The 24412-nt window shown below is 59.5% G+C and carries 19 protein-coding genes, 7 pseudogenes and 1 other annotated feature; of the genes and pseudogenes, 10 read left to right on the forward strand and 16 right to left on the reverse strand.

Annotated elements, in window-relative coordinates; genetic code table 11:
- Nucleotides 1-443 precede the first annotated feature (443 nt).
- Nucleotides 444-1061: pseudogene (locus P0D80_RS37110) on the forward strand (FMN-dependent NADH-azoreductase).
- Between the two features lie 788 nt (nt 1062-1849).
- Here the strand turns inward: P0D80_RS37110 and P0D80_RS37115 are convergent.
- The 3 genes and pseudogenes from P0D80_RS37115 to P0D80_RS37125 all read right to left on the reverse strand — a co-directional run.
- On the reverse strand, nt 1850-3310 hold the full coding sequence (locus P0D80_RS37115; RefSeq protein WP_408291230.1) for an alpha/beta fold hydrolase: 1461 nt from the start codon (nt 3308-3310) through the stop codon (nt 1850-1852).
- A gap of 597 nt (nt 3311-3907) precedes the next feature.
- A complete protein-coding gene (locus tag P0D80_RS37120) occupies nt 3908-4264 on the reverse strand; it encodes a cytochrome P450 (protein ID WP_408291233.1) in 357 nt (118 codons plus the stop codon).
- A 14-nt stretch (nt 4265-4278) separates the two neighbouring features.
- Nucleotides 4279-5115, reverse strand: a pseudogene (locus P0D80_RS37125) (cytochrome P450); the annotation flags it as partial.
- Between the two features lie 71 nt (nt 5116-5186).
- Nucleotides 5187-5320, forward strand: a sequence feature (AL1L pseudoknot).
- On the opposite strand from P0D80_RS37125, the pseudogene P0D80_RS37130 reads away from it, so the two are divergent.
- Nucleotides 5255-5666: pseudogene (locus tag P0D80_RS37130) on the forward strand (IS3 family transposase); the annotation flags it as partial. Its footprint overlaps the feature before it by 66 nt.
- A gap of 466 nt (nt 5667-6132) precedes the next feature.
- On the opposite strand, the gene P0D80_RS37135 reads toward P0D80_RS37130, so the two are convergent.
- A complete protein-coding gene (locus P0D80_RS37135) occupies nt 6133-6369 on the reverse strand; it encodes a hypothetical protein (protein ID WP_408291235.1) in 237 nt (78 codons plus the stop codon).
- A 273-nt stretch (nt 6370-6642) separates the two neighbouring features.
- Here P0D80_RS37135 and P0D80_RS37140 point away from each other — a divergent pair, with 273 nt between their 5' ends.
- A complete protein-coding gene (locus tag P0D80_RS37140; RefSeq protein WP_408178692.1) occupies nt 6643-7833 on the forward strand; it encodes a porin in 1191 nt (396 codons plus the stop codon).
- Nucleotides 7834-8064: 231 nt separating this feature from the next.
- Here the strand turns inward: P0D80_RS37140 and P0D80_RS37145 are convergent, their stop codons facing one another.
- The 3 genes from P0D80_RS37145 to P0D80_RS37155 all read right to left on the reverse strand — a co-directional run bounded on the left by P0D80_RS37145 (nt 8065) and on the right by P0D80_RS37155 (nt 11068).
- A complete protein-coding gene (locus P0D80_RS37145) occupies nt 8065-9102 on the reverse strand; it encodes a LysR family transcriptional regulator (protein ID WP_408291238.1) in 1038 nt (345 codons plus the stop codon).
- 112 nt (nt 9103-9214) lie between these two features.
- Nucleotides 9215-9451, reverse strand: coding sequence for a hypothetical protein (locus P0D80_RS37150; RefSeq protein ID WP_408291240.1), 237 nt, complete (start codon nt 9449-9451; stop codon nt 9215-9217).
- 480 nt (nt 9452-9931) lie between these two features.
- The gene (locus P0D80_RS37155) at nt 9932-11068 is read right to left on the reverse strand and encodes a porin (protein ID WP_408178695.1); all 1137 of its coding nucleotides are present in this window, start codon (nt 11066-11068) and stop codon (nt 9932-9934) included.
- A gap of 390 nt (nt 11069-11458) precedes the next feature.
- Here P0D80_RS37155 and P0D80_RS37160 point away from each other — a divergent pair.
- The 4 genes and pseudogenes from P0D80_RS37160 to P0D80_RS37175 all read left to right on the forward strand — a co-directional run.
- Nucleotides 11459-11837, forward strand: a pseudogene (locus tag P0D80_RS37160) (IS66 family transposase); the annotation flags it as partial.
- Between the two features lie 282 nt (nt 11838-12119).
- Nucleotides 12120-12704: a BPSL1445 family SYLF domain-containing lipoprotein gene (locus tag P0D80_RS37165; RefSeq protein WP_408291242.1), complete on the forward strand. Its 585-nt coding sequence runs from the start codon at nt 12120-12122 to the stop codon at nt 12702-12704.
- A gap of 461 nt (nt 12705-13165) precedes the next feature.
- Nucleotides 13166-13318: pseudogene (locus P0D80_RS37170) on the forward strand (IS5/IS1182 family transposase); the annotation flags it as partial.
- 23 nt (nt 13319-13341) lie between these two features.
- Nucleotides 13342-13548, forward strand: a complete 207-nt coding sequence (locus tag P0D80_RS37175) for a winged helix-turn-helix transcriptional regulator (RefSeq protein ID WP_408178771.1) — start codon at nt 13342-13344, stop codon at nt 13546-13548.
- 240 nt (nt 13549-13788) lie between these two features.
- Here P0D80_RS37175 and P0D80_RS37180 read toward each other — a convergent pair whose 3' ends face one another.
- From P0D80_RS37180 to P0D80_RS37215, 8 genes are all read right to left on the reverse strand, one after another.
- The gene (locus P0D80_RS37180; RefSeq protein WP_408291245.1) at nt 13789-14553 is read right to left on the reverse strand and encodes an ABC transporter ATP-binding protein; all 765 of its coding nucleotides are present in this window, start codon (nt 14551-14553) and stop codon (nt 13789-13791) included.
- Nucleotides 14550-15428 carry an ABC transporter ATP-binding protein gene (locus P0D80_RS37185; RefSeq protein WP_408291247.1) on the reverse strand — a complete coding sequence of 293 codons (879 nt, stop codon included), beginning with the start codon at nt 15426-15428 and terminating at the stop codon, nt 14550-14552. Before P0D80_RS37185 ends, P0D80_RS37180 begins: the two co-directional genes overlap by 4 nt.
- Nucleotide 15429: 1 nt before the next feature.
- Complete coding sequence (nikC, locus tag P0D80_RS37190; RefSeq protein ID WP_408291249.1) at nt 15430-16344, reverse strand: nickel transporter permease; 915 nt, start codon at nt 16342-16344, stop codon at nt 15430-15432.
- Nucleotides 16345-16408: 64 nt separating this feature from the next.
- Nucleotides 16409-17479 (reverse strand): ABC transporter permease, encoded by a 1071-nt coding sequence (locus P0D80_RS37195; RefSeq protein ID WP_408291251.1) that lies wholly within the window; start codon nt 17477-17479, stop codon nt 16409-16411.
- A gap of 55 nt (nt 17480-17534) precedes the next feature.
- Entirely contained in the window at nt 17535-19142 is a 1608-nt protein-coding gene (locus tag P0D80_RS37200; RefSeq protein ID WP_408291253.1) for an ABC transporter substrate-binding protein, read from the reverse strand.
- A 65-nt stretch (nt 19143-19207) separates the two neighbouring features.
- Nucleotides 19208-19771, reverse strand: a complete 564-nt coding sequence (gene ddpX, locus P0D80_RS37205) for a D-alanyl-D-alanine dipeptidase (protein ID WP_408291262.1) — start codon at nt 19769-19771, stop codon at nt 19208-19210.
- A gap of 73 nt (nt 19772-19844) precedes the next feature.
- Nucleotides 19845-20315 carry an RES family NAD+ phosphorylase gene (locus P0D80_RS37210; RefSeq protein ID WP_408178773.1) on the reverse strand — a complete coding sequence of 157 codons (471 nt, stop codon included), beginning with the start codon at nt 20313-20315 and terminating at the stop codon, nt 19845-19847.
- Entirely contained in the window at nt 20312-20767 is a 456-nt protein-coding gene (locus tag P0D80_RS37215; protein ID WP_408291255.1) for an Xre family toxin-antitoxin system antitoxin, read from the reverse strand. The genes P0D80_RS37210 and P0D80_RS37215 overlap by 4 nt, the downstream gene beginning before the upstream one ends.
- Before the next feature lie 247 nt (nt 20768-21014).
- On the opposite strand from P0D80_RS37215, the pseudogene P0D80_RS37220 reads away from it, so the two are divergent.
- Nucleotides 21015-21501 (forward strand): annotated as a pseudogene (locus P0D80_RS37220) (DNA-binding protein); the annotation flags it as partial.
- Between the two features lie 210 nt (nt 21502-21711).
- Here the strand turns inward: P0D80_RS37220 and P0D80_RS37225 are convergent.
- Nucleotides 21712-22467, reverse strand: coding sequence for a TetR/AcrR family transcriptional regulator (locus P0D80_RS37225; RefSeq protein WP_408291258.1), 756 nt, complete (start codon nt 22465-22467; stop codon nt 21712-21714).
- A 191-nt stretch (nt 22468-22658) separates the two neighbouring features.
- On the opposite strand from P0D80_RS37225, the gene P0D80_RS37230 reads away from it, so the two are divergent.
- Both P0D80_RS37230 and P0D80_RS37235 read left to right on the forward strand, forming a co-directional pair.
- Entirely contained in the window at nt 22659-24287 is a 1629-nt protein-coding gene (locus tag P0D80_RS37230) for a bifunctional 3-(3-hydroxy-phenyl)propionate/3-hydroxycinnamic acid hydroxylase (RefSeq protein WP_408291264.1), read from the forward strand.
- A gap of 13 nt (nt 24288-24300) precedes the next feature.
- A pseudogene (locus P0D80_RS37235) lies at nt 24301-24412 on the forward strand (VOC family protein); the annotation flags it as partial.

A 24412-nucleotide genomic window follows, 5' to 3' on the forward strand; every position in this document is an offset into this window, starting at 1 on the left:
CACAGTTTTGATTGGGCCAGCTGCGCTGGCTGCAAGGCTTTAGGATGAAGCCTGCCTATCCAATCGTATAAGCGCACGATACATACGGAACACTGCAGCGACCGTTCGTAGAATGGTTTCTTTTGGGCCGTCCGTCTATCTTGATTCCATGGTAGCGCGCGGCTCGATTCCGGGCCAAGCAACCACCGTGTCTCCTCGCTCGTGCGTCACCTGTCGCGAGCTTCGCCCGCCCAGCCTCGGCTGTCGCGGGCTCTTTGTTTACCCGCCCCAGCGGCAGGTGCGGAAGCAGCCGCAGCCGGCAGAGCGATGCCGATGCTGCAAAGGGGTACAGAGGGCGTGCCGTGCAACCTGTCGCACATGATCAACTTGCACGGGGCCAACGCATCGATTCAGAACTGAAAAAGCTCTCTCGTAACAGGGAAGCTTGCTTGAGGTTAATTAAATTGAACATTCTGCAAATCAATTCCAGCGCCCGTAGCACTGGATCGGAATCAACCCGCCTCGCTGACATTGTTGTATCCCGGCTGCAAATGGCGACACACAGCGCGACAGTCATCCGCCGCGACCTTGCCAGCGCACCGCTCCAACATATCGATGAGTTTGCCCTTACCGCGTTGTTCACCGCGCCGGAGGAACGTAATGCCGAACAAGCTGCTCGCGTAGCCATCGACGATGCATTGATTGCAGAAGTACAAAGCGCTGACGTGTTAGTGATCGGCGCACCAATGTATAACTTCGGCGTGACCGTTTAACTCAAAAGCTGGCTCGACGCGATTGCCCGCGCACGGGTTACATTCCGGTATACGGAAAGCGGTCCGGAAGGTCTGCTCAAAAACAAGAAAGTCATCGTGGCCCTCGCACGCGGTGGGATTCACAAGGACGGTCCATCAGACAGCCAGGTGCCATTTCTTAGAACCATGCTCGCGTTCCTCGGTATGACGGATGTGCAATTCGTCTACGCTGAAGGCATCGCTTACGGTCCGGAAGCTGTTTCGAAGGCTCAGGCCGATGCGGAATCGCAAATCGATGCGATTCTGTCGCCTGATAACTGGAATCGATGAGGGGGCCGCACTAGTCAGGTCGGGCCGCCAGTCATTTCGTTGGCAAAGCATCCAGCGCAGCCTAATATCCCGGGCGAGAGCAGCCGCTGGCTAAACTACGGTTTCCGAGCAGTGGTGTGAACTGACGCTGAATGACCTAAGCCGCACTAACGCGGCGAGCCGGAAGATCCTCTAGCCATGAAAGGAAAGGTGAGAAGTTAATGCCGGGCCTTGAGCGAGTGCGACCGGTGGCTGCGTATCTAGGCAAAGATTTCTGCTGTTAGTTGGCCCTCTTCTTTTCGGGACATCTCGACGGGTCCTGGTGTCGGGAAAGCAGCCGGTCGGTCCCCGCCCGTATGCGTCGAATAGAGGAGGCCTGGTAGCACCGGCAACGCGACGAGGACCATGGCAATGGGGAGATCGACCCTTGACATCACCGCCCAAATAAAGAAGCAATCGGTGATTGTCGTCGCCGAAATTACTAGTAAGCGGTCATTGCAGATCGAGCCGCATTCTATTCGGGGCACGCGGAAAGAAAGGGGTATAACCCGGCTCGGTGCCTCTCCGCTGCGAGGCGATTCAGATGAGCACGATAACTCTCAGCGCCTCGGCCTGGGGTGCAGGGGATCGAGTGTTCGAATCACTTTGCCCCCACCATTGATCAAGTAGTCATAGGATAACTATCGCGAATCTAACTTTATCTAGCGTTCCCTAACGGCGTTTGCATTCGCGTCTTCGAAATGCATGGGGTCAAGGAATGGAACTCGGGAACACCACCGGCCTTGGGCGTTTTTGTTCATCGTAGGACATCAACCTGTCGTGAAATTCAGCGTGATTTGTCTGGCGCAGGTCGGGTCGACCGGCTTCGTCGGGTTGTCGAGGAAGGCGGCCATGATCGAGGGCGCGCACGTGGACTTGCCGAGGACCGAGTGGCCCGTGAAGGGGAATGGCACGACTTGGCCGTTCTTGAGGTCCGGGGTGATCACGTCGACCCACTCGGGCGCTGTCGCGGCATCGAAGGTGCCTTCGAGGATCAGCACTGGCACGTCGCTCACGATTCGGGCGCTCACCGCCGGGTCCGCCTTTCCGACGTTCCAGATCGGGCACTCGGTGAAGAGTCGTCCCTGTTTGGGCTGCACCTTTAGCACTCGGTCCGGGAACCCGGGGAGCGCCGCCTTCGCCTTCGCCAACGTGGCAGCCTCGGTGGTGAGATTGGCGCTCTCCGCGCAGAACACGTCGAGGGCCAGACCGACGCCGCCCAGTCCGACGAAATCATGCGGGCCTCGTAAGGCGAGATATGTGGCCGCGACCGCGCGGGGGTCGCCTCGCGCCATGTCGGCCATCATCATGGGGATACCGGAGGCATCGCCGCGCTCGCTCGCCATGATGATCGTATAGGCGAAAGAGAACCCGTCGACGTTGACCCTCACCAATGCGCCGGACTCGTCCTTGACCTGGGTAACCACCGGCGTCTGGTCGAGGCGGTTCACCGTGGCCGTGAAGTCCGATTCCAGGTTCGGGTAAGCCTTGGCGCAGGTGGTCTGGGCCGCACACGCGGCGAAGATCGCCTTGAACGAGCTGGCCGGAGCCGACCACCACGTCTCGACGATGTTGACCGTGGGGGGCGACACCGAATCGAGGACCACGCTTCGGATCCCCTGTGGGTGATCTCGCAGGACGGTCAACGCCAGCCTCGATCCGTAGGAGACCCCATAGACGTTCCAGCTGTCGATGCCCAACGCCACCCGGAGGTCGGCGATGTCGGAGGCGTTCTCCGTGCTGTTGTAGGCAGCGAGGTCGACGCCGGTGGCGGCCAACTGGTCGCGACACTCCTTGATCGCCGCGGCGTCTGCGGCGGTGCTAGATTCCGCCGCGAAGGGAAGGCTGACCGCGTCGAACAAAAACTGCTCCCAGCCGGGACATCGCAGGAGGGGATCGGCGCGGTGCGTGCCACGCTGGTCAACGAAGATGACTTCGCGGTCGGCGTTGAGTCCGTGCTCGACCATGAACGCCACCTCGAACGACCCGGCCCCGCCGGGGCCGCCCGAGAGGTAGACGACTGGATCGCGCTTGGGCGTCGCCGAGACAGCGGGTGCGCGCATCACGAAGATACGGATACGGCGCCCGTCGGGCTTGGCCCGATTCTCGAGCACGGTGAGGTAGCCACACTGAACACCTGACGGGAAGTCGAGTTCGGGAAAGCCTGCGATGTTCGGTTGGGGACACGGTATGGTCCGGAAGGACGCCGCAAGAGTGGACTTGCTGTTCAACAAGCCGTTCCCCGAGCATGCGGCCATCAGGCATACCGCCACGAGGCACACCGCCGCGATTACCACGCAATGCTTCGCAGGTCTCATCACGCTCGGCTCTCCCATATGCAGTTCGTTCTGTTGCGAACCGCGCTGCCAGATTGGGTATTAATGTCGAAGGCGCTGCACGGCAGAGAGGCGACATTCCAGCAGTGGACAACATTCACACTGTGGCGATAGTACACGTCATTGTGTTGGACGTGCTTGTGCTTATCCGTCTCGGTTCTCTGCTGACGAAAGGGTCATACGCAGACGGGGTTTACCGTCGCGTTTTGCTTCCAGTCGGTTCGTCGGTATCTACTTCGTCACGAAACCAGGCGAAGGGGGGGCCCGCGACCGAGGGCGAGTTTCGCGCAGCGACGAAGGGCAGAACGCCGTGGCGAAAGCGAGGCGTTGCAACGTCCGCTTTGCTGTTTTTGCCGGAAGTCGGCTGTTGGTCGAACTCAGCCTGAAGCTGAGCTTCCTTGGCCGGCAAGTTTCATCACTGAGGTTCACAAAGAATTCTGGTTCAAGCCAATACGCATTGGTGTTTCGAGTGCGCGCGCGAGCCGAGGAAATTCACGTGGTCCGTGCTGACAGATGCACCGGCATGGCACTCAGGACCATGGTGAAGGCATTCATCTCTCGAATCGTACTTGGGTTGACAGCCATTCGGATCGAGAAGTTGGCCATCAGCATCGACAGCACCGGGCGCATTTCCACAGCGGCCAGGTAACGTCCCGGACACACACGTGGCCCGGCGCCGAATTGCAGGTATGCACGTGAGTCGTGCGTGGTGCGCGGGCGGCTCCCGTCATGCAGCCAGCGATCAGGGTCGAACTGCAAAGGATTAGAAAATTGCGCGCGTCGAGTGTGGCGGGCCGATTCAAGAAAAACATTTTCGTACCAGCCGGTAGCATGATGTCGTCGAGACACACGTCTTCCAATGGCTCAAACGAGTTGATCGCGACGACAGGACATAGCCTTCCAGTTTCCGTACAAACCGCTTCGAGCAGATCCAGTTGCTTCAACGACGTAAAGTCCGGGCAAACGGGAGCTGGGCCGAGCACACCGCGCGACGAGTCAAAGAGTCTCTGTTGCAAGGCCGAATCGGCAGCAACGTTTAGCAGCGTCCACGCTATCGAATTCGCTGTCGTATCTTCGCCTGCAAGCAGTAGCGTGAGAACATTTGCAGCGACCTGGACGTCGGTTACATCGGACTCCGGCGCGTCGCGCATGACCAGCATCGCTTCAAGGAGATGACGTGGCAACTCCGACGGGTCATCGCGCATTCGTTCACGTGCCCGGCTCATCATATTTCGCACGTATCCGTGAACTTCGATCAGAGAGCGGTCGAGTTCGCGGTCCCGAGGGAGTTTCACATATCGCCAGTATGAAAAAGGCGCGTTGATACGATTCGTTAACATCGGAAATATAAGCGCGAGATGCTCTTGTATGACACCGCGGTGTTTTTCAAGAGTTCTCGGATCTTCACCAAAAGCAAGAGCACCGGTGACATCCACCGTGTAGCGCTTGAGATCGTCAGTCATCTCGACTACATTTCCGTGCGCCGCTGCGCGTTGCCAACGTAGGTAAAGCCTCTCCGTAATGGCCTTAAGACTGGGATAAAAGGCTTTGATATGTGGAATGGACAACGAATGCATAAGCAGTTTTCGTTGAGGCGCCCACGCTGCGCCCTCGGCAGAGAAGAGTCCGTTGCAGCCGAGCTCCTCCAGCACCGACTCTATCGATGCATAACGGCGATACCGGTGCGGACGTTCGCGCATTATGGTTTGGCATCACGCTAGGGTCCGGGTGAGCGAACAACAAAAACCAAAGGGCCGTCACCGTCATGTGTGGCATTTATATCTTAGATCGTGGTCCAGAGGGGCGCGATCTGGTGCCTTCAGAATGGCCGAGTTGCCCTTTATCGATCAGCACCGCGACGCCTTCGGGCTCGAGCCAATCTGCAAGGTCTTGCGGATTGCCCCGTCGGGCTACCGGCGTCATGCCGCACAACTTCACGATCCGTCGCCGCGATGTGGCCGCGCAAAACGCGACGAGTTTTTGCGGCCGCAGATCAAGCGCCTCTGGCAGGACAACATGCGGGTCTACGGCGCGGACAAAGTCTGGAAGCAGATGAAGCGGGAAGGTGTCGCAGTGGCACGTTGCACAGTTGAGCGGCTGATGAAGCTACAGGGTTTGCGCGGCGTGATTCGCGGTAAGTGAGCGCGTACTACCATCCCCAAAGTATCTGCTCCACGCCCCGCTGGATCGTGTCAACCGGCAGTTCAGGGCTGACCGGCCAAACCAGCTGTGGGTTTCGGATTTCACGTACGGTACGCCCAGCCAGCGTAGCCCGCCCGTATGGGGGCGAAGCTGCTTGAGCATGTCTGGAATGCAGTACCCGGAGAAGTTGACGTTGCGGTACCGGGGCATGCCGTCTCTCTGCTGCGAGAGGAAGTGAGCCGAAGCGGCGGTGACTTGCCGACACTGGCAAGGTGACGTAGTCCGTGGGAAACGGGGCTTGTGGCGAAGCGGGTGCGCCAAGATGAGCCTCCAGACTGAGCATGGCACGGTTGAGGAACACGAACCTGTTAAACCGCATCTGAGGATTGAAGTGTCACCCCTGAAGGTACTGCTGTATCACGGGCGAATGGGTCGCAGAGGATATGGCGGCTGGAGCGATCAGGGGCGTTGGCATAGGTCGGATCAAAGTTGCTTTGGCGCAGAGTCTGCGCCGGATTTCTCTCGCCACCGCCCAACCGTCCATACTTGGCATCTGGATGTCGAGAATCACGACGTCAGTGCGAGACGCAGTACGCGGCGAGCGCGTCGACGCCGTCCGCTGCCGGCTGGATGGCGTATCCGTACGCCTCGAAAAACAGCGCGTAGGCTTCGACCAGATTCGGGTCGTCGTCTCGATGAGTAAGCGCTCCGCTTTCCCAGTGGACATTGGTTCCTATAGGTTGCTCCCTATGTCGCGCAATTAGGGACCGATAGACTCGAAGCAGATACTTCAGCACATATAAATTCAGCAAATACTCCATACAAACTTATCGGTTTAGTGGGCTACTGACAGGCTTCAGTAGCGGTCTTTTCAGAACGGGGCGAAGAAGTTCCCCGGGAAAACCCTATTAGGATCCCTACGTGTTGCCATGAAAAAAATAAACGGCAAGCAGTCCGAGTCAAATATGAGGCGCATAGGTGTCAGTATTTTGATACACAATTTTGTTTCGCTTCGTTAATCCAAGGATATCGAGTTACCCTCCCGTTCGTAACAACAAAGCGAATCATTCTGCGCGGAGAAACGGATGAAACGAATTGCATTGTCGACCCTCTCGCTGGCATTGCTTGGCGCTGCAGGCGCAGCTCATGCACAAAGCAGCGTGACGCTCTATGGCTTGATCGACGAATCGATCCAGTACATTCACAACGCCAACACGGCCAACGACAACCTGTGGCAGCTGGCAGCCGGCAACCTGCAGGGTAGCCGCTGGGGCATGAAGGGTACGGAAGACCTTGGCGGCGGCCTGAAGGCGATCTTCCAGCTGGAAAGCGGCTTCGATCCGAATAACGGCAAAAGCCTCCAAAGCAGTCGCCTGTTCGGTCGTCAGGCGTATGTCGGTCTGGCGCACGACGCCTACGGTACGTTCACGATGGGTCGCCAATACGACCCGCTCGTCGATATGGTCCAGCCGCTGACGGCTGACAACTACTTCGGCAGCACGTTCGCGACGCCGGGCGACGTTGACAACAACGACAACAGCTCGCGTACGAACAACGCCATCAAATACGTCTCGCCGGTGTGGAGCGGCTTCCAGTTCGAAGGCATGTACGCTCTCGGCGGCGTCGCTGGCGCAACGGGTTCAGGCCAATCGTGGGCAGGCGCAGCAACGTGGAGCGGCGGTCCGTTCAGCGTTGCCGCTGGTTACTTCCGCATGGAAAACGGCAACACGCTGGCAAGCCGCGGTTTCACTCCGGCAACGCCGGCTGGCGTCTGGGGTTCGGGCGCGACGTCGGACGGTACGTTTGACGGCTCGAACATCAACGGCGCGTACCAGTCTGCCAAGCAGATCGACATCACTTCGGCAGCTGGCCAATTTGTCACGGGTCCGTTCACGTTCAACGTGCGTTACAGCTTCGCGCAGTACAAGCCGGACGCATTCTCGGGCTTCGCGTCGCAGCAGAAGTACCAGGTTGCTGGCGCTTACGCAGGCTGGCAGGTCACGCCGGCAATGCTGCTCGGTCTGGGCTACACCTACACGCACGGCTCTGGCGATGCGTCGGCAAGCTACAACCAGGTTTCGCTGGGCGGCGACTACAGTCTGTCGAAGCGTACCGACCTGTACCTGATCGGTGCTTACCAGAAAGCAAGCGGCCATCAGCGTGATCAAAGCACGGGCGCCATCGTCGACGCAGGCGCATCGGTTGGCTCGTATGGCTTCGGAGCAGGTTCGTCCAGTCAGGAAATCGTCAGCCTGGGTATCCGTCACAAGTTCTAATAGAACGCATGACATACGGCTCGAAACGTCGGGCCGCACTCTTAAGCCAACCACGGGTGCAAGCCCAAAGGTTGGCTTTTTTGTTTTGTCATGTTCCTTGCACCCACACGAGGGCGCGTCTCCGTGAGCGATAACCGCTCACTCAAAGAACTCAAAGTGAGACCGGTATTGGCTCTCTAGTCTAGCCCTCTAATCGAAAAGTCGCGTTTATTTCGAGGTATCGTCAGTACCTCAGTTTTGTATGTCGTTTGCGGACATGCCGTTGCCAGCCGACGCCGCAGCAAGAGGCGCGAACGCGGCCTCATCACTAGCAAGACGTTGGGGCAACACTTCCTGCAGATACTCGACCCATGTCCTTATTTTTTTATCGAGAGGCAGGGGAGATGAGTAAACCACGTGGACATTACGCGTGTTCACCCTGTACTCAGGCAGGACGCGCACCACTGACTCAGCACGCAGTTCTTGCATTCCAACCCGAAGGGGCAATGGGCCTACGCCCAGACCAGCCAGAATGGAATCTTTGAGTACGTCGCATAGGTCGCTCAGAAGAACTGTGTGGCCGACCGAACATGCCTCATGACCCAATGGCCCCTCAAATTGCCATTCCCCAGATGACACATCGCCAGCGAGATCAATGCACCGATGTTGCTTAAGGTCATAAGGTGTCTTTGGTACTCCGTAACGTGCCAGGTAGACAGGTGAAGCACAGAGGATCGAAGACATCGCACCAAGACACTCAGAGCTTATGCCGGGTACGGGCGGTTCTGATGAGCAAAGAAGTACGACGTCGTGATGGCCAAGCATCGCTTCCTGTATCTGCTGCACCAGTGTAACGCTCACCGAAACCTGCGGAAATCGCTCCAGGTAGCCTGATATCAGACCCGGTAGGTGGTGCCGGTCAAAGCTCGCGGAGACGCCGATCCGAAGTGTCCCAGAGGGCTCGGCGCTCACTCCCAACGCCTCAGCCTCCGCCTGTTCCAAATGTTTGAGAATCACTTCGCAGTGGGAAAGATACCGCTCCCCTGCCTCCGTCAATGCCACGTGCCGAGTCGTCCTATGCAACAGACGTATGTTCAAGTGCGTCTCAAGGTCTGCTATAGCGCGTGATACCTGAGATGTAACGAGGTTGAGTTCTTGTGCTGCCGTGGTAAAGCTGGCAACTGATGCTACGTGAGAAAAGGCACGGATGGCCTGTAACATATCCATGGATCGATTTCGCTCCGTTCGGGCGTTAAACAATCGGTCAATGCCTGGAAACTGACCAGTCATACCACGGGGCGATTTTTTGCCGACCGGGACTGCGATGAATACACCTCTGTGCCCGAGGGGTCCGCACCCTTGTGCGAGCGGCTTTCTTTGGGGAATGTCGCCATAGTGTACTTCAGCAGAAAGGGACGGACGTTTGCGAAGCGACAGCGAGGTTGAAATGCACGCGGCTGACGAGATTCCAGGCCGGGTGGCGCAACCTGAAGAAATCCTGAAGCGAGACTTTTGTGGTCGCCAGTTCCTGGATCAAGGCAGCATTGATCTCGCGCCACAGCGTGGCCAGCTCATCTGCCGTTAGATACTCCCCGCGCGTCATCGGCGGCGCATCGGCAATAAGGCAGTCGTATTTCATTCGTCAATAGTGGCGCAGCGTCCTCCGGCACCACAAGCAGGTGACCACTGGGCGTCAGGTGTGGCGCGAGAATATCGGAAGCAGTCAAACACGCCCGTCTTCATTGCACTGTTGCAGCAAGCCGTGAAGCCGCCTGTTTTCACGGAAAGCTTCGGAATCATCCAGCAGGCCCACCGGCCCAGTGCGAACTGAGCGAAGCTCCGTTTTCGCGTGGTCCGTTCGAATTGTGGGGTTGACCAAGCGTCCGGGGTATGCCTGGCCGCTGCGTTGCGCATGTCCTATAAACTGTCTTTTCATCATCTGCTGTAGGACAACCTGATTGCTACGTATTCACTCACGGAAGTTCGCCCCCGGCTGACAACCTTTAGCCTTCACGGCGGGCCGTGCTTGACGTGTCCCGCCGCGTGTCACAAATGCAGTGCATACACGATGTCGCCCGACCCGGCGAATTCGCAGGTCGCGCTTGTGCATGCGCTTGCTCTAGAAGCGATGACGCAGGCCCGCCGTCACTTCGACCTGGTTGGTGGTCGATGAAGGCGCGCTCAGTCCATTGATGAACGCCACCCCGAGTGCGGTGTTCTGGCTCGTGCTGACTGACTGGTAGACACCCTGCAGATACACGTCCGTGCGTTTGGAGAGCTTGTAACCCGTCTGCAGGCCAACCTGGTTCCAGTGCGGAGCACCGCTTCCGGCGTTACCGCCCGCGCGTGAGTATGTATACGCTCCGGACACGTTCATCGCTGGCGTCAGGTTATAGCGGATATTGCCCTCGAAGTTCTGGATATGGGTGCTCAAGCCAGTCTGGAATATCTCAGTCAGGTTGGTCTGTGTGTATACGAAACCAACGACTGCCGGTCCAAACGCGTAGTTCACCCCCGCTCCCCACGTCTGTTGGCGCGCGGCAGTGAGCGCCTGGCCATCCGTCACGGCGCCGTTGGCATTGAAGTTGGCCGCCGCCTGCGAGCTCGCGCCGTTATTCAGGTGAAGGTACCCGGCACCAAAGTTCAAGGGGCCCCAACTGTACGACGCGCCCACGCTGTATGCACGGTTGTTTGCAAAGGCGCCTGCTGCGTTGGAAAAGCCGTACAGCCCACCGAATTGGAAACCCGCATAGTTCGCACTCTGGTACTTGACCGAGTTGTTGATCGAGAAGGAATTGTTGTTCAGGTTATCGTTGTTGAACGGGTGGGCGAAGTGCGTTCCGCCATACTCCGTGCCAGTCAGCGCCAACGGCCCCACATAATCGATCATGCTGTCGTACTGGCGACCTAATGTGACAGCACCAAAGTCGACGCTCGACAGGCCGACAAAGGCCTGACGCCCAAACTCCCGACCGCTTTGTGAAAAGGTCCCGTTGTTCACGTTAAAGCCGCTTTCCAACGTAAAGATTGCCTTCAGACCGCCCCCTAGATCCTCCGCTCCGCGCAGGCCCCAGCGGCTGCCCTCCACCGAGCCGCTCGTCATCTGCACGTTGCTGCGGCCGCCTTGGCTTGTGAGTTGGCTGTTCGTGTAGGTGATGCCGGCATCGATCAGGCCGTATAGCGTGACGCTGCTTTGGGCCTGTGCGGCACTCGCAAGCACGCCCAGAAGGGCTGCCGCCATAAGGTTTCTTTTCATTGCATCACTCCAGAAAATTACCGGTGAAATAGCTTCACAAAATGGAGAACGCAGATCTCGAAGCACAAAAATCGCGAAAACCTCGGGCTGTCAATCTCACCGCATCTCTGGGTCGTGACAGCATAAACTCAGCAATCCTTTACATATATAGAGTTTTCTTTTTGGCAAATTTATTATTCACCGTTGTCCATCCGATTGATAGCGGGATGGATTGCATGTTGTAGTGAGCCGACAGATCAGGTTTTTCGCGACCCTAAAGAAGTCATGCAGACTCAGCCCCATAATGGTGCGCACGAAGACGCATCGTCGGCAAATTTCAGCAAGCGACCGCTTTGAAAAGCGGAGTGGAGTCGGGATCAAACTAAGCTGTTCAAACAGTACTGTGATGAGCAGGCAAGGCCGTTACTCGACGACCTTGGGGGATGGCTGCGGGGTCACCTAATGATCCTCCCGCTGCAGTCGGAAACGGCGAAGGCAATTAATTACTTCCTGAGCCGGTGGCAGCCCTCATCTATTACTGCGACGACGGCGTGGTACAGATCGACGATAACATCGTGGAAAACGCACTACGAACCGTCAGCCAAGGAAGAATTTCTTATTTATGGGCGCCGACAGCGGAGGCGAGCGTGCTGCGTCGATGCACTCCCTCATCGGCACCTGCAAGCTCGTCGGCATCGATCCCGAGGCATATCTGCGTCACGTCATCATCACCCACATCGCAGACCATCCGATCAATCGGGTTGACGAGTTGTTACGGTGGCGTGTCGCCCCTTTGCTGCGCCCGGCGTCAACCAAATGCCGCCACGCGACGCACATCGCCGTCAACCACGGTCGTGATGCACCGCTTACTGAAAATGCGTTTGAGGTCACTATTAAGCACGCCAGTATCACCAAAGTTCTCGTGACTGCTGTTCGCTACCGTACAGATACCATAGGGGCTGAACACGAACTGCGGTTTTCCTCGAGGGGCTATTCACCTGCTGCTGAGCCACTTACTATGGATGAACAGTGCCATTAGTTAGCCAAACCAACAACGACGACGGAGGTAGCGATGAACAGGAGAGTGTTTGTACGGACAGGCGCAGCACTAGTTGGCGCGGGTCTTGCGCTCACGGTGCCCCTAGGGGCGGTAAGGGACGCCATTGCTAACGAGTCCAACGATTCGAAGCGGCGGGCGATCGATGCAAAGGTCCATGGGACCTTGTCGAAGCTGTACGCGAACGTCAAGGGGTCCAGGGAATTGGTCGACAAGGCGAACGGTGTGCTCGTGTTCCCATCGGTGATCAAGGTCGGCTTCGTCGCCGGTGGCGAGTACGGCGAAGGCGCATTGCGCGTAGGTGGGAAGTCCGTTGGCTACTACAACACGGTATCGGGGTCATTTGGCCTGCAGGCGGGTGCTCAATCGAAGGCCATCATCTTCCTGTTCATGACCCATGATGCGCTCAACAGCTTTCGCCACTCCAAAGGCTGGTCGGTCGGTGGAGAAGGGTCGGTTGCGGTGTTGAAAGTCGGTGCGAACGGTTCGATCGATACGACAACGGCAACTTCACCAGTCAATGCGATCGTGCTGACCAATGCCGGTCTAATGGGAGATGTGTCGCTCTCGGGAACCAAGGTCTCGCGACTCAAAATTTGAGTGCGGCGATGGCCGCGTTCGTTTCGCGTAGCGTAACGGCTTTGCTTGGGACTCAAGCAAGCACGCTTTCGTGATCGCGCACGTTACTGAAGATGCGGGCGAGGCGCATGCCGTCGCCGCGCAGTTTGAAGGCAGCGTGCTTTTTCAAGACTGACCGGTGGGTAAAGATGCGCGAGAGAACGTGAAGGTCTATGCCGCGATTCGGAAGCCTTTTAGTACGCTGACCCTTATGGGGATGGGGTTTGTAGTGACGGATCGCAGATGGTAAAGCGTGACGCGCGGAGCTTGGAGCAGGCGATTGCGTATAGTCGAGACGGTGACATCTGGCGCGTAACGCCGCTTGTGCGGCACTGAAGATAACAAAAAGCGCTCGCGCCGGTCGTGCCGACTAACAAGAATTCGACACATGAGAAAGTTGGCTTTGTTGCTCGCGTTGGCGAGCGTAAATCTCGGCGCAATGAGCAAGCCTGTTTCACAAGAGCAAAGGAACGGGTGCGATGCTCTGTTGTATGGGTCATGTATTGACCGACAACCTGTACGGCCTGGTTGTCAACGTGCAGGTGACGCTGGCCACGGGTACCGCCGCCGATTCAATGAGATTCGGCGTGACGTCGAAGGAATTTCGCAGAAAAGTCTGGTGCAGTGCCTCCGGCGACTGGAACGCAATGGCCTTGTGCGCCGGACAGTGTTGACCTCGGGCACGCTCGGTGTCGAATATGCGTTCACTGAACTGGGCCGGACGCTGGAACAGCAGGTCGGTGCACTGTTCGAATGGACTACTAGTCATGCCGATGCCGTTAGGGCAGCCCACGCAACTTTCGAGGCGGCCGCGGAAGCCGATTAAGCTGGGCTTTTGTAGAACGATGGCATTCGGCAATGCATGCGTAGCATGGTCACGGATCGCCGACGTCCGAGGCCGAACGCCATAGGGCTGAACTCTCTCGTGTTGCAGTCGTGAGTATCAGTCCCAACGCAATGACATGAGCGCATTCCTGCTCGGACCGGATGGTGGGTCGATTGCCGGGCAACATATCGTAGTGGGCGGCGGTGGGTCGTTCTGAAGACCCGCGTGGACAGATGCGCTTCATAATGCTTGAACCGGCTTGCGCTGATAGCCCGCGGTCGCGAGAAGCAGGCTGCGCGTGTACTCATGCTCGACCTGTTGCGCGCGAATGGAAGCGACATCGCACTGCTCGACGATCTCGCCATTGCGCATGACCGCGACGCGCGAGCAGAGAAAGCCGACCACGGCCAGGTTGTGGCTCACGAGCATCATCGTCAGATTGCGTTCGCGATGAAGCCGTCGCAGCAGATTGAGAATCTCGGCCTGCACGGAAACATCGAGCGCGGACGTCGGCTCATCGAGCAGCAGCACACGCGGTTCGAGAATCAGTGCTCGTGCGATTGCGACGCGCTGCCGCTGGCCTCCTGACAACTGATGCGGATAGCGGAAGCGATACGCCGGACTCAAGCCGACTTCGCGCAGCGCATCCACGATGCGTTCGTCCTGCCGGTCGATGCCGTTGATGGACAGCGGCTCGCGCAAGGTCTGATCAACCGTAAAGCGCGGATGCAGCGAGCCGTATGGATCCTGAAAGACCATCTGCACGTCGCGTCGAAAGGAGCGGTTGATCTTCTCTCCAGGAACATGTGAGCCGACCTTCATATGACCGCCGGCGATGGGCGCAAGTCCGGTCAACGCACGCAGGATCGTCGACTTGCCGGAACCCGATTCGCCGACCAGCCCGAACACTTCGCCTGCGCCGACATGAAAGCTCGCCTCGCGTACTGCGTCGAAGTAACCGGTCTTAATCCTGAAGCGGACCGTCAGGGCGTTGACGTCGATCATGCTGGCGCTCCCGTCGATTGCGTGAGCCATGTTGCGTCTCGCTTCAGCACGGGCAGTTCATCGGGAGGATTGATGAGCGGTGGACTCGCCGCGAGCAGGCCGCGCGTATAAGGATGCTGGGCGTGAACGAGATCGCGGGCCGCACAGGTTTCCACCACGCGCCCCGCGTACATCACGACGACGCGGTCGCAGAACGACATCACGAGCGGCAAGTCATGGCTGATGAAAATGAGGCCCGTGTCGTGCTTTTCGATCATTTCGTCGAGAATTCCGAGCACCTGCATCGAGACGAGCACGTCGAGCGCGCTGGTCGGCTCGTCGGCGACGAGCAGTCGTGGGCCGGACGACACCATCATGGCGATCATCACGCGTTGTCCCATGCCGCCCGACAACTCGTGCGGGTAGGCATCGGCGACACGCTCCGGATTGCGGATGTGCACCGCCGCCAGCGCCGCGATGACCTTCTCGCGCATCTCGCGGCGGCCGAGCTTCGGGCCGTGCAGTTCGAACGCCTCGCGCATCTGCTGCGCGACGGTCATCACCGGGTTCAGTGAGTATTTTGGATCCTGGAGGATCATGCCCATTTGCTGGCCGCACAGTTGCCGGCGTTTGCGTGCCGACATCGCCAGCAGATCGTGACCATCGAACTTCATCGCCTTCGCATGGTATTGCGCGGCAGGCGGCAGCAGGCCGAGCAGCGCGCGCCCGGACAGCGATTTGCCAGAGCCGGATTCGCCGACGATGCCGAGCCGCTCGCCGCGATGGAGCGTCAGCGACAGGCCGCGTACGGCTTCCGTCAATTCGCCGTCGTGACCGCGAAAGCCGATTCGCAGGTCGTCGATTTCACACAGGGGCTGGGTCATATCGGCTGGCATGTCAGTTTCCATGGCGCGGATCGAAGACATCTCGTAGACCGTCGCCGAGCAGGTTGAAGGCGAGACTCACCAACAGAATGGCAAAGCCCGGAACGGTGGCTACCCACCACGAATCGAGCAACACATTGCGGCCCGACGCGACCATGTAACCCCACTCGGGGCTCGGCGGTTGCGCGCCGAGGCCGAGGAACCCAAGACCCGCGACGGTGAGGATGATGCCGGCCATATCGAGCGTCGCGCGCACGATCACCGACGACGAGCACAGCGGCACGATATAGCGCAAGAGAATGCGTATCTGCGACGCGCCCTGCAACCGCGCGACGTGAATGAAATCGGCTTGCACGAGCCGCAGGGTCTCCGCCCGCGCAAGACGTGCATAGGCCGGCCATGCCGTAATCGAAATCGCGATCACCGCGTTGATGACACCCGGTCCCAGCGCGGCCGCGAACGCGAGCGCCAGCACGATCTTCGGGAACGCGAGGGCCACGTCCGTGACCCGCATCAGCGCGTTATCGACCCAGCCGCCAAAGAAGCCAGCGGTGGTGCCGATCAGGAGGCCGACTGGAACCACGATCACCACGACCAGAATCGCGATCGAAAGCGTGAGCCGCGATCCGTAGATCAGCCGGGAGAGGATGTCGCGGCCAAGCTGATCGGTGCCGAACCAGTGTGACGGCGAACCCGGCGGCAGGAGGCGGTCGGAGAGGACCTGCTGCAGCGGATCGTGCGGCGCGATCAGCGGTCCGATTGCCGCGATGACGATGAGCAAGGCGAGAATCACAAAGCCGAACACAGACAGCGGATTGCCCGCGAAGCGTCGCCAGCGCCGATAAGCGAGGCCGAGCGCGGCCTGTTTGCGTGACGCAGGCGTGTCGCTCAGCAGCCAGTCTTTCCATCGTCGGGGCGGGGCATTCATCGGCCAGTCCTGCGTTTGCGTTGATTGATCGAACGGGGGAAGCACGAAAGAAACCGGCGGGGCATCAGCGGGCGCGCGGATCGAACACACGATAGAGCGCGTCGGTCAGCAGATTTAGCGCAATGAACGTGACGCCGATCACGAGTGTGCTGCCAAGTACGGCGTTCATATCGGCATTCAGCAGCGCGCCAGTCAGATACGAGCCGATACCGGGCCAGGCGAACACGATTTCGGTCAGTACCGAACCTTCGAGCAGATAGCTGTACGTGAGTGCGATGACGGTCAAAAGCGGTACGGCGATATTGCCGAAGGCGTGACGCCAGATCACCCGGCGCTCGGGCAAGCCTTTTGCGCGTGCCGTGGTGATGTACTCCTGGCTCAACTGCTCGAGCATGAACGAACGCGTCATCCGGCTCAGATAAGCGACCGAGTAGTAGCCGAGAATGGACGCAGGCAGCGCGATATGGGAGAACGCATTGAAAAACACGTCCCATTCGCCGGCGATGAGGGAATCGACCAGCAGGCTGCCCGTATGCGTATCGACCATACCGTCGAATACGGGATCGACGCGCCCCGGGCCGGCTACCCAGTGCAGCTTCGCATAGAACAACAGCAGTCCCATCAGTCCGAGCCAGAACACCGGCACCGAACTGCCAACGAGACCGATAAAACGTGCAACATGATCGATCCAGCGGTTGTGGCGCACGGCGGCGATCACGCCCAGCGGCACCCCGATCAGCACACCGATGATGGTCGATAGGGTCGCGAGTTCGAGCGTCGCGGGGAACACGCGCTGGATGTCTTCGATGACAGGGTGCGCCGTCAGCAGCGACATGCCGAAGTTGCCATGCAGCACATCGCGCACGTAGATCAGGAACTGCACGGTGAGCGGCTTGTCGAGCCCGAGCTGCAGGCGTGCCGCCGCGTAGGCCGCCGCCGAGGCGCGATCGCCGAGAATCGCCAGTACCGGGTCGATCGGTATCTTGCGGCCGATCACGAACGTGACGGCCAGCAAGCCGGTAAAGGTAATCACGAGCGTGAAGATCCAGCGCACGAGGCGCAAGGTCCAGCGCACGCTGGCGCTTTCAGTCGAAAGCGCGCGCATGCGTTCGAGAGTCGTGAGAGGAGTCGACATGATGGGTCCCCCGGCCGAAGGCGAAACCAGGACAGTTTCGCCTTCGCCGCATACGTTACTGCTTCTTCAGGTCGCGATACGACACGAGGTCGTTGATCGGACCCACTTCGAGCCCCGTCACGCCCGGCCGTGCGGCGACCTGAGAGACCTGTTGGAACATGATCACGAAGGGTGAGTTCGCAAGCATCTGCTTCTGCATCGTCTGGTACAGTTCGGCACGCCTCGCGGTCGACGATTCGGCGAGCGCCGCGTTAGTTTCCTTCGTCAGATCAGGAATATTCCACGAGTTGCGCCATGCGAGCATCTTGTACGCCGACTTGTCGGAGTTGTCCGGATTCCAGGTGAAGCCCTGCGCATTGCTGTGCGGGTCGATGTAGTCCGCAGACCATTCGCCGATATAGATGTCGTGCGAGCGCGAGCGGTACTTCGCGAGCGTCTGTTTGTTGTCCCCCGGGATGATCTGAACCTTGATGCCGCCTTGGGCGAGATTGGCCTGCACGGCCTCGGCGATTTCACCGTACGGGTAGCCGTTACGCACGTCCATCGTCACGGAGAAGCCATTCGGAAGTCCGGCTTTTGCCAGCAGCGCCTTGGCCTTTGCGACGTTCTGCTGGTAAGGATTCGTGTTCAGCACGCCGAGAAAGCCTTCCGGGAGGAAAGTTTCGTGCACCTTGTAGGTGGTCTTCGCGACATTGCTCTGAATGCCGTTATAGTCAATCAGCCACTTCATCGCTTCCTGGACTTCCGGTTTTGCCAGGTTCGGATTCTTGACGTTGAGGCCGAGGTATAGAAGTGTCGCCTGCGGCACGGCGGTCACATGGGCCTTGCCGGATTTCGTGAGCGCGGCGAGATCGTCCGGGCTCAGATTGCGCGCCACATCGACATCGCCGTTCTCAAGCAGCAGGCGCTGGCTCGATGCTTCCGGCACGTGACGCAACACAATGCGCTTCATCGCGAGCGGTAAGCGGTAGCCGTCGAAGCGCTGCAATACGATGCTGTCGTTGGCCGTCCACTTGACGAGCTTGTAGGCGCCGGATCCCGCCTCGTTCGTGCGCAGCCAGTCGTTGCCGAAGTCATTGCCTTTCTGATGCGAGAGCAGCAACTGCTTGTCCACCACCGATGCAGGCCACGCGCCAAGCACGTTCAGGACAAACGTCGGTGCGTATTTCTGGTCGGTCGTCACACTGACAGTTGTGTCGTCGATCTTTTTCACGTTGTTGAGCACGTTGTCCCTGGTCAAGCCGATACCTTGCAGCACGGCGGCCGCGCCTTTGTCGAGCAGGACCGTGCGCTGGATCGACCAGGCGACGTCGTCGGCGGTCAACGCATTGCCCGAGTGGAACTTGAGACCCGGACGGATCTTGAACGTGAAGGTCAAACCGTCAGGGCTGACGGTCCATGATTGTGCGACATCACCGTTGAACTTCGACGGGTCTTTCAGATCGACTCGCACCAGCCGGTCGTAGGTATTCGCCACATATTCTTCTGGCACCAGCTCGTAGACTTCGCCGGGATCGAGCGTGGTGAATTCGTCGAGGAAAGTCGCCATGACGAACATGTCTTTCGGCGTCGCCGCCGCAGCGGGGCTGGCCGCTGTGAACGACAGGGTCAAGGCGGAGACGATCGCTGCCGCCGTCAATGCATTGCGCAGTACCAGTTTCATACTCGCTCCATAAGGTAATGGGGTAGAGCCTGTCAGGGAACAACGGATGGGGAAATCGAAAGCCACTACATGAGGCGTAACGGGCCGCTTTCACTGTTGTCGATCAGAGGCAGCGCACGGGAGCCAGGCAGCTCGTAATGCCACCATTCGTTCTTGATGTGCGTGAAACCCGCGGCGTGCATGATGCCGAGCAGTAACAGGCGGTTGCTCTGCACGTGCTCGGGTAGGCCAGGATGGAAGTGCTCGGATTCGATTGTCATGGCGTCGAAGCCCGTGCCCATGTCGAGTTCGCTGCCGCTGGCATCGAGCAGCGTCAGGTCGATCGCCGTGCCGCGGCTATGGTTCGAACCACGGCCAAGCTCAGCGATGTAGGTGGGATCCGGCAGAAAATCCCACAGCACCTGCTGCGCCTGGGGCGGACGGTAGGCGTCGAAAATCCGCAGCGTCAGGCCGGCCTCGCGGGCAATCTTGACCGCCTTCCGCAGCCCGGCTTCGGCTGGTTCGAGCAGCAGGCAGTGGGCCTCCTTGTAGATGGGCTTGCCGGTCAGGTTACGCTCGGTGGCATAGACGAGGTCAATGTCGACGCCGTGCGTGGCGGGCGTGATTTCGATGAGTCGCGGTTCTGTCATGGAGGGCGGTGGAATATCCAATGAAAGAGGGTTCAGCCATCGAACCGGTTAAATTCGCCTTGCAGATTCGCAGCTATGCCCGCGTCAAAAGCCGGAGGGTGCGCGGATCCTGGCGCACCTCAATGGCCACGCTGATTTCAATGAGCGACGCATCTTTATGGGCGGGATTGAGGATGAAGTTAAAGGCAAAAGGCACCACGGCGCTGGGCACCTTGAGAAGGGCAGAATTTGCATGCGCGAGCCACTCCGTTCCGGCGGCCTGGGTCCAAGCCTGATCGTCGCGCCAATCGGGCGGAAAACCATCCTCTTCCATTTCGGCGATCGTCATGCCGTCGTCGACCTCAACCTTCAGCAGTTGATAGGTATCGGGGAGATCCGCGGTACCGCCGATTTCCTGATGCACAAGCGTTTCCAGAAGGGCGCCAGCAGGGTGCTCTGCCAGATAGACCACAGGTTGCCCTGCGAAATGCCATCTCCCGGGTGCACGGAGTCCGCCAATTCCTTTCAGATCGGCGAAGTTGCTGATTCTCCATAAGACCATCAGGCGAAGTACCCTTCGTCGATCTGGATCAATGCATCCTCAACCAGACGCGCCCCATGTTCAGTGCTAGCCATCTCAAGCGCACTGCGGCCTGTGAAGCGATTCTGCGGGTTTCGCAGCCAGTGCATCGCTTTTGCCGTGTTTCCGAAGACCGCTGTCGCCTGCGCCAGGATGCGCGCCAGACGGATGGCCCGGTCGGATTCCTCGGTTGAGAGACGTTCGTGCTGCTGACGCCTGTGAGTCAGGGTGCGTCGTGGAATGATGAATGCGAGTTCATCCGCCTTCAGTCCCTGCGCCGTCAAGCGGTCGATAACTTCAACGGCCAGCCGCTCGCTTGCGAGCTCGGCGAGATCGGTTTCGTTGCGAATGCGCGCGTCAAGCAGTTGCCCGAGCATCGTCAGTTCCGCCCGGCGCGGGTTTCCGGCATCGGTAGGCACGAAGGCGATTGTGGTCATGGCAATTCCGTTTCGGCAAAATGCTCAATCATTATAGGCATTTTGCCGAAATCGCGCTTGGGCGATGGAGGCGTCCGACTGATCGGTGCGGCCACCGGCGTGTCGTTGCCGTCGACATGCACAGTTTTATTCCCGCGCGTGGCCAATCGAAGTTTGGCTGGTAGGGGGTCGAGAACTGCGCTGTCATTTGTAGCCCGTTTGCCGGTTGGCTTCGCTAAGTGAGGCCTGATCAATAACTGCCTCGCCTGTGACGGCCGACGTTCAGCCTGATGAAGTCCGCCTTGCCGCCGAAATCGACCCGCTGAAGGCCGAATTTCCGAAGGCCCGCGAGCTGTACCGTGATGTCTGCGCGCTGCTGTTCGTCCGCTTCGGCATCACGCCGACCGCGAACCGGCTGTATCAGCTGTTGAAGCGCGGCAGCATGAGCACGCCGACGCAGGTGCTCGGCGGGTTCTGGGTTGAGTTGCGCGCGAAGAGCCGTGTGCGGATCGACCAACCGGACCTGCGGGCCGCCGCCGGCGAACTGGTCGCGACGCTGTGGACGCGTTCGACCGCATCGGCGCAGGTGGCACTGGGACGAAAACGCCGCGCGCGACCTGGCACTGGTGCAGGCGAGTGTGGATTTCTCGGAGGAGATCGAGAAGCTGCGGGCCAGCGCCGGACTGGCCGAAGAGCGGCTACAGGCGACCGAGAAGCGGGCGCTGCTCGAGATCGAGCGCGAGCGGGCGCCTGCCACTAGTGCGATCTACTGTTCCCCGAGCCTCCACGGCTGGGCCGTGTTGCACGCGCTGCGGAGCGGGTCTGAAAGGAATGCATCGCGTCGGCGGTTGCATGGAGTCCAGACCCGGATACAGATTGGTAGGCAAGGCCAGCCGGAAAGCACCGTTGCTCATTGTGCCGGGGCGATGACTCCAGTCCCGTCACCTACGTTATCGTCTCCCGCCTCACTCCCCATCGACTTCCGCCTCGATGAGCGGCAACGCTCGCATTGCAATCTTTTCCGCTTCCGCGCGCTTGAGCCCGAGTGTCTGCAGAAGCGTTGCGGCAGTGCGCTCGGCGAAGTGCTCTCCGCTGAAACCGAGTTCTTCGAGCAGTTGCACCGCCGGCGCGCCCGGTGAGACGAAATTCAACTCGGCTGCAACTGCCGCGAGCACCGTGCCGCCTACCGAAAGAAAGCCGATGAAGGGGTCGGCAACCATGAAGCGCTTGGCGGCGATGCCATTTCCGATATCCCGCAGCAGCCGCTGACCCAGCCCGCGGCTCAGCATGCCTGCTGAAAACCCTTCCCGTATCAGGAAGCGCCCCCATACCGGATCGCGCCGCGCACGCATCAGGGTATGACGCACCGAGACGGCGATCACTTCTGCGGGGTCGGACAGGCCCGCCGCGAGGCGATCGAGCATGTCGGCGAATTCCTCGAACACGTTGTCCACAAGCGTCGTGTAGATGGCTTCCTTCGACTCGAAGTGGTTGTAGAACGAGCCGAAGCCGACGTCGGCGGCCTCAGTAATTTCGTTGATAGCTACGCCTTCCATGCCCTTTTCGGCCATCAGCGTCAAAGCAGCGTCGAGCAGGCGGGCGCGCGTCTCGCGCTTGCGACGGGCACCGCGCGGCTCGCGTTCTTCGGGAACGGCAACCGGGGAGACTGACGCCGCACGGGTAGGGCGCTTTGCTGTCGGGCGATTTGAAGTGTTCGGCATGATCGGTCCAGTTTTGGCCATACCGAAGTATAGATGCTATTGTCTATATTGACAAAACAATCAATTATGACTTTAATGTCATTAACGGCCCACGAGCGCCGATCTAGCAAACAACAGACGGAGTGACTGTGGAGACAGCAGCAAACGATGGTTTCGCGCCGTACAGCCGGGATGGCGAGGGTCGTGCGCCAATTGAGGCATTTCCGTCGGCCGTAGATGTTTTATTGGTGGGTTGCGGACCGGTGGGTGCCACCATTGCGAATCTGTTGGCACGACACGGCGTGAACGTGATGGTTGTCGACAGGTCGACTGAAGTATTCATGGCGCCCCGTGCGATCGCGCTCGATAACGAAGCGCTGCGCATCCTTCAGCTTGCCGGCGTTGCGGAGAGCGATTTCGAGACGATCGCCATACCGTACGTCCGCATGAGGTCGCCCATGCTGGGCCTGTTCGGCAGGGTGAATTCGCTGGGCAGCCTGGATGGTCATCCCAAGCTCGTCACCTTCTACCAGCCAGACCTGGAGCGGTGCCTGCGCGCCCGGCTCGCGACATACGACTGTGCGCACGTCGCGTTGGGGGTCGAGCTCAGGAGCTTCACAGAGGAGCGGGATCACGTGCTCGCATCGTTAGATCTTGGGCAGGGGCGCACTCATCTGGTACGGGCCCGCTATCTGGTCGGCGCGGACGGGGCGAGTTCATTGGTACGCCAGCTCATTGGGCAGGAATTCAAGGGCAAGACGTTCGCCGAGGACTGGCTGATCGTCGATGCTCGCCACGTACCGCGTCCGATCGATCACATCGAGTTCATCTGCGATCACCATCGGCCGATCCCGCACATGGTCGCGCCTGGCGGCCGTGAACGCTGGGAATTCATGCTCCGGCCTGGCGAGCGTCGCGAGGACATGGAATCCGAGGCGCGTGTCCGGGCGTTGCTTTCCCCCTGGGGCAATGTCGATGACATGATCATCGAACGCAAGGCCGTATATCGCTTCCATGCGCGCGCTGTCGATGCATTCAGCAAGGGCCGGGTGTTCCTGGCGGGCGACGCGGCCCACATCACGCCCCCGTTCGTCGGGCAGGGGTTGGTCGCAGGTCTTCGGGACGCCGCCAACCTGTGCTGGAAGCTCGCATGGGTGGTGCAAGGACGTGCCGATGCAGGGATTCTCGATACCTATGACGAGGAGCGGCGCCCCCACGCAAAGGCGATGATCGACCTCGCGAAGTTTATGGGCAAGCTCGTCATGCCCCGGAGTGGGATCGTCGCCTTATTCACTCACGGGTTGATGCGTCTGTCGCGACTGGTACCGCGCCTGCGCGCCCAATTCGAGGAGCTGCAGATCAAGCCGAAGAATGCATTCCGCCGGGGGCTATTCGTCAAGGGTGGCTCGTCGACCAAGCTTGTTCGTGGCGCTGTTATCGCGCAGGGCTGGGTGCGAGGCTCGGACGGCGCCACGCGTCTGAGCGACGATGTGTTCGGCCAGGGCTTCACGCTGATCGGGTTTGGAGTAGATGCGGCGGCTGCGTTCGAGCACGCAACGGCCGCAGCGTTTGGGCGTGCCGGAGGGCGCGTTGTCCAGATTGCCCACCGGGGGCAACGGCTGCATCTTGCCCCGCGCGACAGCTGGGAAGACCTCGAAGGCGTATTTCTTCCCGGGCTGGTGCCCCTCGGGTGGGCTGCGGTAGTCCGGCCCGACAAGACGATCGTCCATGACGGCCCGGCCACCGATGCAAACCGTATTGTGCGCGAGAGCCTTGCCTTGCTCGGTAACCCCTTGAGCGTGCCGACACCGGAAGTCGAAACCTCCATTCGAACCGCCTGATTTCTTATCCGTTATGAAACTGACCACTGCACAGCCGGCCCGTCATCCCAATCCCACGACGAAAGCGTCGGCACTAGGCTATCTGATATTCGATCGGCCAGACCTCGAGAAAGCCGAGCAGTTTC

Source organism: Paraburkholderia sp. RL17-373-BIF-A (assembly GCF_046030175.1).
Taxonomy (GTDB): Bacteria; Pseudomonadota; Gammaproteobacteria; order Burkholderiales; family Burkholderiaceae; genus Paraburkholderia.